This window comes from Bacteriovorax sp. Seq25_V (assembly GCF_000447795.1).
In the GTDB taxonomy this organism is placed as follows: Bacteria; Bdellovibrionota; Bacteriovoracia; order Bacteriovoracales; family Bacteriovoracaceae; genus Halobacteriovorax_A.
This window is the reverse complement of sequence record NZ_AUNI01000003.1, coordinates 47,426-60,407: the sequence shown is the minus strand read 5'-3', so window position 1 is coordinate 60,407 and position 12,982 is coordinate 47,426. Positions and strand designations below refer to the sequence as shown.

At 37.1% G+C, this 12,982-nt stretch carries 11 protein-coding genes; all 11 read right to left on the bottom strand.

Annotated elements, in window-relative coordinates; translation table 11 throughout:
- Positions 1-507: 507 nt before the first annotated feature.
- The gene (gene pheT, locus M900_RS00385; protein WP_021272845.1) at positions 508-2,931 is read right to left on the bottom strand and encodes a phenylalanine--tRNA ligase subunit beta; all 2,424 of its coding nucleotides are present in this window, start codon (positions 2,929-2,931) and stop codon (positions 508-510) included.
- 22 nt (positions 2,932-2,953) lie between these two features.
- Positions 2,954-4,015: a phenylalanine--tRNA ligase subunit alpha gene (gene pheS, locus M900_RS00380; protein ID WP_021272814.1), complete on the bottom strand. Its 1,062-nt coding sequence runs from the start codon at positions 4,013-4,015 to the stop codon at positions 2,954-2,956.
- A 98-nt stretch (positions 4,016-4,113) separates the two neighbouring features.
- Positions 4,114-4,467, bottom strand: coding sequence for a DUF3703 domain-containing protein (locus M900_RS00375; protein ID WP_021272855.1), 354 nt, complete (start codon positions 4,465-4,467; stop codon positions 4,114-4,116).
- Between the two features lie 35 nt (positions 4,468-4,502).
- Positions 4,503-5,099, bottom strand: coding sequence for a hypothetical protein (locus M900_RS00370; protein WP_021272839.1), 597 nt, complete (start codon positions 5,097-5,099; stop codon positions 4,503-4,505).
- 228 nt (positions 5,100-5,327) lie between these two features.
- On the bottom strand, positions 5,328-5,990 hold the full coding sequence (locus M900_RS00365) for a hypothetical protein (protein WP_021272819.1): 663 nt from the start codon (positions 5,988-5,990) through the stop codon (positions 5,328-5,330).
- Between the two features lie 154 nt (positions 5,991-6,144).
- Positions 6,145-7,176, bottom strand: coding sequence for a 23S rRNA (adenine(2503)-C(2))-methyltransferase RlmN (gene rlmN / locus M900_RS00360; RefSeq protein ID WP_021272858.1), 1,032 nt, complete (start codon positions 7,174-7,176; stop codon positions 6,145-6,147).
- 646 nt (positions 7,177-7,822) lie between these two features.
- Positions 7,823-9,580, bottom strand: a complete 1,758-nt coding sequence (locus M900_RS00355; RefSeq protein WP_021272815.1) for a S41 family peptidase — start codon at positions 9,578-9,580, stop codon at positions 7,823-7,825.
- 69 nt (positions 9,581-9,649) lie between these two features.
- Positions 9,650-10,180 (bottom strand): DUF4416 family protein, encoded by a 531-nt coding sequence (locus M900_RS16760; RefSeq protein ID WP_021272840.1) that lies wholly within the window; start codon positions 10,178-10,180, stop codon positions 9,650-9,652.
- The gene (locus M900_RS00345; protein ID WP_021272849.1) at positions 10,177-11,199 is read right to left on the bottom strand and encodes a bifunctional heptose 7-phosphate kinase/heptose 1-phosphate adenyltransferase; all 1,023 of its coding nucleotides are present in this window, start codon (positions 11,197-11,199) and stop codon (positions 10,177-10,179) included. The genes M900_RS16760 and M900_RS00345 overlap by 4 nt, the downstream gene beginning before the upstream one ends.
- On the bottom strand, positions 11,199-12,272 hold the full coding sequence (locus M900_RS00340) for a glycosyltransferase family 9 protein (protein ID WP_021272827.1): 1,074 nt from the start codon (positions 12,270-12,272) through the stop codon (positions 11,199-11,201). The genes M900_RS00345 and M900_RS00340 overlap by 1 nt, the downstream gene beginning before the upstream one ends.
- The gene (cmk, locus tag M900_RS00335) at positions 12,269-12,961 is read right to left on the bottom strand and encodes a (d)CMP kinase (protein ID WP_021272861.1); all 693 of its coding nucleotides are present in this window, start codon (positions 12,959-12,961) and stop codon (positions 12,269-12,271) included. Before cmk ends, M900_RS00340 begins: the two co-directional genes overlap by 4 nt.
- Positions 12,962-12,982: the final 21 nt, after the last annotated feature.

Genomic DNA, 12,982 nt, shown 5'->3' with positions numbered 1-12,982 from the left:
GGTTTCCTTTCTCATCTTATTCACTACCCAAAAGGGCAATAAATTCTTTCCAATATTTGATTTTTAAAGAGCTGTCCGAGACTATAAAAAGTGAAACGCTTTGGCAACACTTTTTTTAAAAAAAGACAAAAAATTTTTCTTCAAAGTTTGAAGAGTTGTTTTTGTTTTTCTCTTTTGCTTGGGACGAGGGGCATATTACTCAGAACCATCTCACCCGTCAATACTTTTTTTCATTTTATTTTAATTTTTTTGCATTTTTTTTTCTTTTAAAATTAATTATTTAGAGAGAATTAGCTTAGCTAATGCCTAACATAAGTACAACTAACATTATTAAGGTTGTCCTAATGTTAATTCAGATACTTATAATCTCAACTAGGGGATTAATTTCAGAGTGAGGAGTATCGTCGGTTTCTGGAAATACTTAAGAGAAATAGTGAAAAAAGTTCAAGAAAAAGAAAAAGGCCGAATAAATCGGCCTTTTTTAGTGAAATATTATTGTTTTTTGAATTATTGCTTGAGAGCGAAGCCACTTTTTTGAAGAGTTTCGACAATCTTATTACTAGATTCAGTAATAAAGTCTCCCGAAAGCGTTTGTTCTGGGTCAGCAAAGTGATTTCTTACTGTCACGGCCTTGTTCCCATCTTCTAATGTGAAGACGTCAACTACTTTGGAAGCCGTTAATTGCTTAATTTTCAGCTTTGAAAGGGACGCAAGAACGTTTGCAGAAGGAATTTCAGCGCCACAAACAACCGTACAATCAAAAGTAGAACCCGGAAATTTAGAAAGTGGTTTGTACTTTGTTTTATCTTTTTGTTCACGCGATTCAACTGTAGATAAGTCAACAAGGGCAATCGAGACGTTTCCTTTGATCTTGAAAGCTTTTAAAACGATTGGATGTACAGAGAATACAACTCCATCCATCTTTCCTTGTATTCTGATATTGTAAAATTCGTATGGGTGGATACCTTTCCAATCTTCATCTACAACAGCACTTTTGAACTTTGGATGTCTTTCACTCATTTGGTAACTGATATTAGTTGCATCAAGAGACCGCATAACATCGTTAGTAAGTTCCATGAATGGTGTTTTTTCTTTTGAGAAATAAGCAACTGCAAGCATGCTTTTTTCTGTACAGAATTTCTTTTCGTCGCTGTGGTATGTTCTACCAAGTTCAAAGAAACGGAATTGATCTTCGTTCTTTGCGTTCTTAGCGATGGCCTCGAGAAAACCTGGAACCATAGTAGCACGCATAAGCTCAGTGTCCTTAGAAAGTGCATTGATAAGCTCTAGGCCCTTGTCTACGGGATACATTGCTTTATTTAAAAGAGCTTCACCAATCATTGGGTAAGTCATTACTTCAAATGCATTAGCGTGATAAGCGTAGAAGTCACGTAGCTTACGGTGAAGCTTTCCAGCAGCTTCTAGTTTTACAGGAACAACTTCTACAAGTGGAGAGACAGGATCGATATTATCGAAGCCAATGATTCGTCCGATTTCTTCAACAAGACATGATTCGCATTCGATGTCTTTTGTCGCTCTGAATGTTGGAACAGTTACTTCAAATTCTGATGCATCACCATCAACAATGAAAGCAAGAGATTCGAAAATTGTTTTCATTTCTTCGAAAGAAATTTCTTTTCCTATTTTTGTGGCAATTGATTTTTGTGAAGACTTGATCTTTAGAGTTGGGATCTTTGAGAGATCTGGTCCATCGTACTGGATGTCGCCATTTACAGTTGCGCTTGGGCAAAGTTTTAAAACGTATTCAAGCGTACGTAGAAGTGTTTTTTCTAGACTTAAAGAATCGAGAGTCTTTTCGTAACGAGAAGAAGAATCGGTTCTTAGTCCTAGGCGAGTTGAAGTTGAACGAACTTCGGCGGCTTTCCAGTTTGCAACTTCGATGAAGATATTTTTTGTATTCTCGTCAACTCCACTATTAAGACCGCCCATGATACCAGCGAGAACCAGTGGTTTTTGACCATCGCTTATTACTGTGTCACCCGGGATGAGGTCGCGCTCGATTTCGTCGAGAGTTGTAAATTTTGTAGGTGAAGCGAGTTTTGAGATCACAACCTTTCCATCTTGAATCTTGTCGCGATCGAAAATGTGAAGTGGGATACCAAGCTCTAGCATCACGTAGTTTGAGATATCAACAATATTGTTAATTGGTCTAAGACCTACGGCCTTAAGACGCTTAGAAAGCCAAAGAGGTGACTCTCCTACTGTAACGTTATCCACACTTAATCCGAAGTAGCCAAGACAGCTTGAATCTTCAGAGACTGAAATCGTCACAGGGGCCTTGTTTGAGTTTGTTTTTGCTTTAAGGTCTTGTGTCCACTGGGATGTGAATGGGTTTTGTAATTCATTTCTAAATACAGTTGCAAATTCACGAGCAAGACCGTAGTGACCCCAAAGGTCTGGTCTATGTGTTAGAGACTTATTATCAACGTCAAGGATGATGTCCTTTGTTTCGTTAAATAGTTCAAGCATTGTCATGCCAAGCTTAGCATCTTTGGCAAGCTCAAGGATTCCATCTGACTCTTCTTTGAAACCTAGTTCTTCTTCAGAACAAAGCATCCCTTCAGAGAGAACGCCACGGATTTTCTTTGGTTCAAGAGTTAATCCGTTTGGAAGAGTTACGCCAAGAGGAGCATAGGCCGTGCGCATTCCAACAACAACGTTAGAGGCACCACAAACAACCTTGAACTTGTCTGTGCCATTTGTGAAAGTCACAAGGTTTAGCTTATCAGCTTCTGGGTGTGGTTCTTTTTCAAGAACTTCAACAACTGTGATTTTTTCAAGGTGCTCACCGATAGAGATGACATCTTCTACTTCTGCTGTAGCGAGAGTGAATTTCTCCCCTACTTCTTTAGGTGTTAGGCCCTCTGGTAAATTTACGAAATCTTTAATCCAATCAATGCTTATTAACATATATTTATTCCTATTTTATTTTTTAGTATTCTTTGAACTGTGAATTGAAACGAAGGTCTCCACTTTGTAGGTGACGAATATCCTCGATTCCGTATTTCATCATAACAAGACGATCAAGTCCTAGGCCGAAAGCGAATCCATTATATTTCTCTGGATCAACTCCACCAGCGCGAAGGACGTTTGGATGAACCATTCCACATGGAAGAAGTTCTACCCAACCAACTTGCTTACATACAGAACATCCCTTACCTGCACAAACTTGGCATCTGATATCAAGCTCGAAACCTGGCTCAACGAATGGGAAGAAACCTGGACGAAGACGAACTTCAACATCTCTTTTGAAGATTTCTTTTAGGGTTTGTTTCATGAAATAAATAAGGTTTGATACAGAGATATTCTCTCCAACCATCATCCCTTCGAGTTGTTGGAAAACCATCTCGTGAGAGGCGTCTGTACGCTCACATCTAAATACAGTTCCTGGAGCGATGAATTTAAATGGAGGCTTACGGTCCATCATCCCTCTAATTTGGATTGTCGAAGTGTGAGTTCTAAGAAGATGCTTATTTCCCTCAGGAGAAGACTCGTCTCTAAACCAGAAAGTATCTTGCATATCACGTGCAGGGTGATCACCTGGGATATTGAGGGCCTCAAAGTTATAAAACTCAGTTTCAATATGTGGGCCATCAAGAACTTCGAAGCCCATTGAAAGGAAGATATCCTCAACCTCTTGGCGAATTAGAGTTCTTGGATGAAAACCACCATGAACATTCTTTTTCTCAAGCATATCGTCAGTTAAAGAAATATCAATTCTATTGGCCTGAAGCTTCTCATTAATTTCATTTAGCTCAATATTGGCGAGAGTTTCATCAACAAGCTTTAAAATTGTATCCTTGATCTCATTGGCCTTAGGTCCAATTAGCTTCTTTTCTTCAACAGTAGCATCCTTTAGAGATTTTAGGATTTCTGAGATCTCACCTTGTTTTCCAAGATACTTTGCCTTGAGGTTTAAAACATCGGCCTGCTTGACCAGACTTGCAATTTCGCTTTTAAAAGAGACCAGCGCGCTCTCTAATTTGTTAATCATTTCAAATTCCTTATATGTATTGAGTCAAAAGTTAAGTTTTAACGAAGAATATTTTCATGCAAGGCGTGAAAAATCAAGACGAGATGCCTAAAAAATGGCTATTTTGAGGCATCTGAATTCAATATTTCTTGGATATCTGACGGGATTGGAAGTTTCTTAAATGCAGAGATATTACTCCCTCCAGTATTACCAGTTGGGACGATTCCGACAGCAGAACCTAAAACACCTAGAGGTAGACGAATTAGTTGACCAAAGATCTCTTTGAAGCTTCTCTTTTTGATGCCAACTACTAGCATGTAGTAATGAGATATGGTGTGTGGGATGACGTAGAGCTGGCCGATCACATGAGCGCGTTCGAGATGGACAAAAGCAAGCTCAAAATCCCCTTTGCGAATAAGGGACTTAGCTTGAGTTACTTCTTTATTAAATTCGTTTCTAATCACAAGTTTCATAAGAGTTATTATAATTGCGATAGAAAAAAAAGAAACTATTTAAGATCAACTAAGTCAGAATAAACCTTCTTACGTATTTTTAGAAAATCATTTAAAGCTGATTTTGTTGCGTAGCTTGGGTTTGTGATATAAGCACCACTAAGGCTCTTATCAAGATCCGTTATAATATCGAGAATTTTATCGACATGGGGATAAACCTTATTCTTAGAGACAACCACATGCATGTGAGCAAGTAAGAAACTTAAATCTTTAACCTGTGAAGTAAATAAGGCCTTAAGTCCAGATGAGGCATTAGAATTACCAACAAGATCATCAAAAGTTTCGACGAGATCCATGGCACGAAATTCAAGTTCAACAAGTTTTGATTCCGTATTATGTAAAACAGCGCCTGAGCCACCTGAAGATAGGGCCTGGATATTCACTTCATCAAGGCGAGAGCGCTTAACATCACTAAGGGATAGGTACTGATCGACAAGCTTCGCCTTACTAGGAAGGGCCTTTCCATTCACCATACTTCCTACTTTTTCAAATGGCTTAGCAAGTGCCTTTAAAATAGTTCCCGCTCCTGCGTTACTAGGAAGAGAAAAAGTAGAAATAATAGTAAGCAAAACTAGTGATTTTTTTATATTCATAGAAACCTCAAAATTAACTAATAAGTATATTTTAGCGAAATAAAGTCAAATTTGTTGATACTTGAAAAATCTACAAATGGTGTAAAAAAAATGAACAATATAATAATCAATACAACTGAGAAGACTGATGGCCAAAAATGGCTGACTAGAAAAGATGGAGTAAAACAAAAAGGCAGAGGAAATATTCTCTGCCTTTTGTATGGTTATATTACTTTAGTTGAGTATTTTTTAAAAAAGATCACGAAACCTGCATTCTTTTTTCCCTGTATCACCATCTTCCTCAGTTTCCACTGTGTTATCATAAATGTGTTTTGCTCTAGAATATTCGATAAAAGTATCACTTGCTTGTGGCACAAGGATACTATCTCTTTCCAATGCCCAGTTTACATTAAATGCTGTATCATGAATAAGAGAAGATAAACCGTTTAGGGAATCTCTGATCCCTTTTCCATCCAAATTTAAGTCACCTTCACAAAAACTTGTGAGGTCACTTAATGTATTACTCAAACCTGTATTTAGAATTGAAAATTGTTCACTTAGTCTCGACTGTTCTTTGTTTAATAAACGAGGCACAGCATCTGACAAAACTCGTCCTTTGAGAATATCGAACCTCTCCTTAAAGAACTCAAGTTTTCCAACCTGTACACATATTTTTGATTTAACATCTGATTTACTAAAACCTTTATATTGAAATGATAAATTATTTATCTTTACAGCAACACCAGAAAGCTTTGGGTTAAGTTCAAAATAGTCTTTTAATTCTACAATCGCTCCGATTCTTTCTGAATTAACAGGAAGTTTAAGACTGTACTTTCTATCAAAAGAAAAGTCAGTAGCTGCCGCAGACATAGAACTAGATAATAAAACAGCACCAATAATTAATTTTTTCATTATGACCTCACTCATCTATTAATTATTTTTATAATGACATAATTCCTGACTGACTACTGAACAAGATGTAAATAAAACAACCCTGTCTAAATAATATACAAAAAAAGATCTCGATTAATTTGACTATTCTTCGATCAAAACCAAAGAGGGAATTTTACTTAGAGTTTAGTTGTCCACAGGCAGCGAGAACGTCATCGCCCTTCGTTCCTCGCACGAGAGTTGGAATTTTATAAGTATCAAGAACTGCCTTAAAGTTCATAACAACTTCAAGCTCTGGTCGCTTATAGTCAGTGCCAGGAAATGGATTAAATGGAATAAGATTAACAAAAGCACGTTTGTCTTTTAAAAGTTTAGCCGTTGCATGGGCATCTTCAGCAGAGTCATTAAAATCCTTAATAACCAGATACTCGTAAGTGACAAACTGCTTTTTACGAAGAGGAACCGTATCAATATATGAGAGAACTTCTTCTAAAGGAAATTTCTTATTGATTGGAATGAGCTCATTCCTAATCGCCGCAAAAGGTGAATGCAGAGATAGAGCAAGGTTTACGCCAGGAATTTCCTCAGCCCATCTCTTTAGTCCAGGGATGTACCCAGAAGTCGAAATTGAGATTTTTTGATGACCAAGAGAGGTTCCGTGAGAACTTAGAAAAATCTCACAGGCTTTTTTTACTGGATCAAAATTATGAAGAGGCTCACCTTGTCCCATAAAAACGATATTTAAAACTCTTTGTTCATCAGGGCGATTTTCCCTAAGCCAATGGTAGGCCATAAGAAATTGTCCAACGATCTCTGAAGTTTTTAAATTTCGAGTAAGGCCTTGCGTTCCAGTATAACAAAAAGCACAGTTCATTGCACATCCCACTTGAGACGAGAGACAAATAGAGTACTTATTATTAAAAGGAATCAGGACTGTTTCAACACGATTTCCGTCACTCAGTTCGAAAAGAAATTTAACTGTACGGTCTTGGGCCTCAAATACTTTTGAAATTTTAGGTAGAGAAAAGTCAAAGTTTTCAGCAATAAATTTAATATTATCTTTTGAAACATTTTCTGTGCACGGGGAATGTTCTCTTTTCTTATAGTGCCAGTTAAAAAGTAGACTGGCCGCAGACGTGTTTAATCCCCTTGATTCAAGGATATCAAATAGGTCTTGATAAGAAAGGTCGTAGAAAGATGTTTTCATTTGCCGGACTATAGCTGATAAAGCACAAATAAAAAAGGGCCACGTACATTAGTCGGTGGCCCTATGAAGGTTTGTGCTTGTAAGTACAATAGATTAGGGGTCTGATGATTTGCCCCATTTCACTCACCACCACTCGACCTAAAAAGAATATTACCCCCTTCTAGTAGTCAAAAACTGGCCGGATTAATCCCTGGTAAGCAAATACGTGAATGTCTAAAAAGTAAAAGTATTGAGAGACGCTATGGTCCCAAAATTCCTCCCTACGCGAATCATACACCCCACTTCACCCAAGCGCTCTCCACGCCTAAATGACCCGATCGATTGTACCAGACTAAGTTTCAAGTCCAGACAAGTGAGGGACTCCGCACCGTTTCGGCAACTCTTAATGCATAGAAATCATTCTGAAGCACAAGAGCTTTGCTCGGAAAATCTTTCGAATAATCCTCGCCCTTTCCACGGGTTTTCTAAAAACAGATTAAAACAACTCTGTACTTGTGGATAAGAAAAAAATGAAAAAAATTAAATTCAATTAGATTTTAAGCTCTTAAGGGGATGTATGAATCTTAGGGTTTACGAATTCAGTAGAATTATTGACGAGCTTTTATGGCAGAGACAAAAAAGCCGCTAATAAAAGCGGCTTTTTTATTTAGAATAGAGAAAGAGCTTTTTCAATCCATCCCTTTGAGTAATTTATATAGTCAGCATCGAGTGATTCTTCATAAATTACATCGGCCTTTACCTCTACGTTTTCAGAATTTAGCTCATATCCAGACTCAAGAGAAAAATCTGTTGTACTAACCCCAGTCGCTGGAGGGTAACCAAATAGATAATTTGGAATTTGAGTTGAGAATACATTGAAACGATCAGTAAACTGAGTATTAAGTTTATCGTTTGATGAATACCCGGCCCCTGTACCATTTGCAGAGATACCTACAAGCGTTGCTCTTTTTGATGTTTTTAAAAGCATACTCATTTTATCACATGCAGAAATACAACTTGGAGAAATAAGGGCAACAATCTTTCCATTATATCCGCCAACTTCTTCGTCAGCAGTAATATCACCATCATAAATTGCACGAGTATACTCTCTTCTATCAGAAATTGAATCTTCAACTTCATTAACAGTCGTTTGCCAGTTCACACCATCTGCAACTTGAGAGAAAATTTCATCCGAACTGTAATAGTCAAACAGTTGTCTCATGTAACGAGTAATTCTTCTTGCACTGATTGTCCCATTATAAGTTTTTCCTTCTTCCGTTAGTAGAGATAGAACCTGTCCAGGGTATGTGCTTCGCCCCCCTCCATTACTTCTAATATCGAGAATAAGGTTAAGGTTTTGGGCCTTGAAGTACTTCACTTCGTTTCTAATTGCAGAAATAAAGTCAGTCGTCTCGCTTCCTTTATACACAGTTGAAACAGAGAATGAATTAACTTGCATATAAGCTGTTACTTTTCCTGCATCTAGTATTAAACCACTTCTTACAATTGAAGATCCGCCATTCTTTGCTGAAGTCCAATTATTTAATTCAATTGCACCTTTAGGCATTTCTTTAACAAGGGATTTTGAATCAAGATCACGAGAATCAATCCACTCATGCTTACTTTGATCATAAGTTGTACGGATTTGAGCTAAAGGAATAAATCCAAGCTTTGTCATGTAAAACATTGCATCTCTTCTTCTTACTCTATCTTGCGTATTATCAGAAAAATGTAGTGGAACTCTTACGACCTTTTCTTTCTCCCCTGATTTAATTTTTACATCAAAAAATGGTTTAGAAGGGATTTTGAAATATCTCTCTAGTAGAAATCTTCCTGCCGATTCTCTTGCAAATGCTACAGAAGAAGCATCAAGATAAGGAACAAGCTCATTGATTTTTTCTGAAACAGATACTCCATCAACGGCAAGAACTTCATCACCTAATTTAATAGCTAGAAGTTCATCTCCATTATCAGAAGACGCAGCACTCTTAGTTATTACTTTTTGATAGATTTCAGTAATAAATACTTTATCATCAATTAGTTTTGTTCCTAGACCTGAGACAATCCACGGCATAGAGACTTTAGTTGAAATTCCAAAATGTGTATCTTGGAAAGTAGCAATAATTTTTTTAACTCTATCAATGAAATCAAGATTTGCACGAGCTTCTAAAATTGGCCCTTCAACATCAGAAATTGCATTTTCTACAGCAAGTGCATCTTGAAATAATTTATCTCCATCAACACCGATTCTCTTCTTTTTAAAATCCCAAAGCGCATACTCAGCTTTTGTTTGCTTATAAAGATCTGTTACAATCTCGACTCTATCAGCTTTATCCATATACCAGAACTTCGTTCCAGAAAAACTATCTTTATCAATTGCAAAAACATTAAGGGCGATCAATGCCACTAAAATCATATTTCTCATATGAATACTCCTTTTCGTATCGGATTAATTATCAGAGGAAAAAATCAAAGGAAAGAGGCAATGAGTTATTTAAGAATCGACGCAGAGGTTAAAAGTTCTAATAAAATTGAATAGTTTGATAGTTTCATCACTTGAGTAATCAGGATAAGTCCACTGTAAGGTTTTATAAGATGAATTTTGATAGGTATAAGTTAACTCTCCATAGACGCCCTGTCCTAAGTAAAGGCGATGCGAATATGGTTTACCAGTAGCGAGAACAACCTGATCAAGGCCAATATAACCTGGGTCAAGGTTAACGATGCGATGACCATCACGAGATAGATTCTTCTCAATTTTTTCACTCAGAATCTTATATTCAATTAAATGGTCTCGAGATTTTTTGTCAGAAAGAAAAAAGAAATAGCGTCGTAGGCTTTTCTCGTGCCCCATTTCTTTGGAGTAGTATTCCTTCATAGGAAAGTAGCTACATTCATAGGATGAGAAATCATCTTGAAAGTTTTCTCGAATAATTGACTCTACCTCCGCCAGGGAAATAGAGTCATGATTAAAAAGTACTGAAATAAAAAAAGTTATATCTTCAGGAAATTGAAGGGTGCTCACGACATTTTCTTAGTAATATACTCAAAGTGTTCGATTAATTCTTTTTGATCAACAGTTGCTGTCCCTTTCTTTCCAACAACAACACCTGAACCACAATTTGAAATCCATGCTGCTTCTTCAAGAGTTGCTCCTGCCTGTAAGGCCGAAACAAGTAGAGAGATTGCAGTGTCCCCTGCACCTGAAACATCGAAGACTTCATTAGCAACAGTTGGTATGTATTTAACTTCTGGGCCTAGTTTTGTATCAACAAGGGCCATCCCTTCTGGACCAAGTGTAATAACAAGTTTTTCAAGCTCAAGTTTATCAATTAAAATTTTTGCCATCTCATCAACACTTTCAACATCACTGTAACCAAGGGCCGAAACCATAATCTCTGCCTCGTTGCGATTTGGTTTTAAAAGTGTTGCTCCTTTATAATACTCAGGAGGAGTTGTTCTCGAAGGATCAACGGCAATAATTTTCCCAGTACCTTTATAAAGGTCTATAAGCTTGCGAATAAGAGTTTTTGTTAAAGTCCCCTTCGCGTAATCTTCAAGAATAATTGAGTCATGATCTTCAGAGAGATCTTTAATACGAGAAAAAAGTTTTTCTGCAACATCGTCGTTTATTGGTTTTTTTGATTCATAGTCAATACGACAAATTTGCTGTGATTCTGTTACAACTCTTTCTTTGTATACAGTTGGTCTTTCATCACAACGTACAATTCCCCAAGTTGAAATTTTTGACTCTTCAAGTAGATTTTCAAAAACGTTGGCATTTTGATCATCTCCAATAACACCACAAAGAGTTGACTGTACATTAAGAGTCTTTAAATTGTCTGAGATATTGGCACTCAGTCCAAGTTTCAGCCATTCTTTCTTAACTTCAAGTAGTGGAACTGGTGCTTCAGGAGAAATTCTTTTAACGACTCCCCAAGTATATTTATCGATACCAACATCACCAACGACAAGGATTGGTTTAATTGTTTCAAATTGTTTTACTAACTCGCCAAATCTTGACGTTGTTATAGATAATTTCATTAATTCTCCAGAATTTTTTTAATATGTATCAAAAGATCGTCGACTTCTATTTTAGACATACATTCATAGTAAGGACAAGCCTGCCCTGCACATTTCAATGTTTCCCCGCAAACAACATCTGGAGTTACAGTGTAAATCTTTCCCTTCCCTTTTGGGCCCCAGCGAAGTGCTGACTGCGCCTTGATTGGAGAGAATATTGAAACGACAGGAACTTCCATTGAAGCAGCAATATGCGTTGTACCTGTACTTGGACCAATGAAGAGCTTAGCTTCCTTGATCACATTCATATAGTTTAGAAGTCCCTTCTTTGAACCATCAAAGAAGTAAACATTTTTAGATAAATCAGACTCGGCTTCAAGCTCATCTTTAGTTCCAAGCAGGTAAGCGTTATCACTTGGAGTATGTGAGATAATGAAGTTGTATTGATTTGGGTAAAGAAGTGCAAGCCTCTTAATGAGTCTTCCATAATTTCTTGATGGCCAATTAAGAGTATGACCAGTCATACCAGGATGAATTACGATAAATGGCAAGGAATCATCGAAGCCTTCTGACTTAAGCTCTTCGTTAAAATCTTTCATTGCATCGACTTTCTTAGGCACAACAATTTGGGGAAGGTAGTCCTTATCGTCAACTTTTTCAAATCCAGAAAGGTGTTTTAAGAGATCAACATTATAAAAGATTTCATGTTGAGCAACTTGTGATCTTTTCTGTCTTATTCCTTTATTTAAAACAAAGAACGTGGTCCAACGAGAAAGAATTCCTCCACGAAATGGTACACTTTTAAGCCAGGCCACAAAATTTGGAGTCTGGCTTCCACCAACATAGAAATAAAAATCAGGATCAAACTCTTTAAAGATGACCAAAGATTTTTTTATCTTGTGCCAATAGCTTGCCTTTTTATCGAAATGAAAAACACGAGAGATATATGGATGGTCGTGATAGAGGTCACGACAAATATAAGAAGTAATGATCCCAATTTCAGCTTCGGGATCTAACTCGAAGATTGCTTGGGCCATTGGAGTCGTTAAGATATTATCACCAATGGCATCACTTCTATTAATGAGATATTTCACAAATCAATTCCAAATTGGAGTGCTTTTTTTTTTACTGAATCAGCAAGATGAGAAATAACATTATCAAGGGCCATCTGTGATGTGTCGACAAGTTCAGCATCATCTGCTTTTTTAAGTGGTGCAACTTCACGACCCATATCTTTTTGATCACGTTTAGCTACGTCTTTTATTAGTTGATCCATATCAACATCACTTTGACCATTTTCAACTAACTGATCATATCTTCTCTTCGCACGAATTTCGATTGAAGCAGTAATGAAGAACTTGCTAAAGGCTTCAGGGAATACCACTGTTCCAATGTCACGTCCTTCCATCACACATGTCTTAGACTCAGCAAGGCTTCTTTGAAACTTTAGTAAATATTCTCTGACTGCAGGAATTTGAGAAATGATTGAAGCAAGCTTAGAAACATGGTGGGCACGAATTTTCTCGGAGAGATCTTCTCCGTCAATTTTGATTAGGGCACCATCAGAGGTTTGATATTCGAGATTAATCTGCTCGAGAAACTTTGAAACTTCATAGTCACTATCAAGATCAATATCTCGCTCATTTGCACTATAAGCCAGAGCTCTAAACATTGCACCAGTGTCGATATAAAGAATACCCAATTCACTGGCCAGTCTTTTAGCTACAGTAGATTTACCTGAACCACTAGGTCCATCAATTGCAATTACGCTACAGTGCGACATTTTATAAAATCCTTCATTGTG

Excerpts from the sequence above, each read along its gene's own strand:
- M900_RS00375 (WP_021272855.1), bottom strand. The coding sequence starts at position 4,467 with ATGAAACTTGTGATTAGAAACGAATTTAATAAAGAAGTAACTCAAGCT.
- pheT (WP_021272845.1), bottom strand. The coding sequence starts at position 2,931 with ATGTTAATAAGCATTGATTGGATTAAAGATTTCGTAAATTTACCAGAG.
- pheS (WP_021272814.1), bottom strand. The coding sequence starts at position 4,015 with ATGATTAACAAATTAGAGAGCGCGCTGGTCTCTTTTAAAAGCGAAATT.
- cmk (WP_021272861.1), bottom strand. The coding sequence starts at position 12,961 with ATGTCGCACTGTAGCGTAATTGCAATTGATGGACCTAGTGGTTCAGGT.
- rlmN (WP_021272858.1), bottom strand. The coding sequence starts at position 7,176 with ATGAAAACATCTTTCTACGACCTTTCTTATCAAGACCTATTTGATATC.
- M900_RS00370 (WP_021272839.1), bottom strand. The coding sequence starts at position 5,099 with ATGAATATAAAAAAATCACTAGTTTTGCTTACTATTATTTCTACTTTT.
- M900_RS00345 (WP_021272849.1), bottom strand. The coding sequence starts at position 11,199 with ATGAAATTATCTATAACAACGTCAAGATTTGGCGAGTTAGTAAAACAA.
- M900_RS00365 (WP_021272819.1), bottom strand. The coding sequence starts at position 5,990 with ATGAAAAAATTAATTATTGGTGCTGTTTTATTATCTAGTTCTATGTCT.
- M900_RS00355 (WP_021272815.1), bottom strand. The coding sequence starts at position 9,580 with ATGAGAAATATGATTTTAGTGGCATTGATCGCCCTTAATGTTTTTGCA.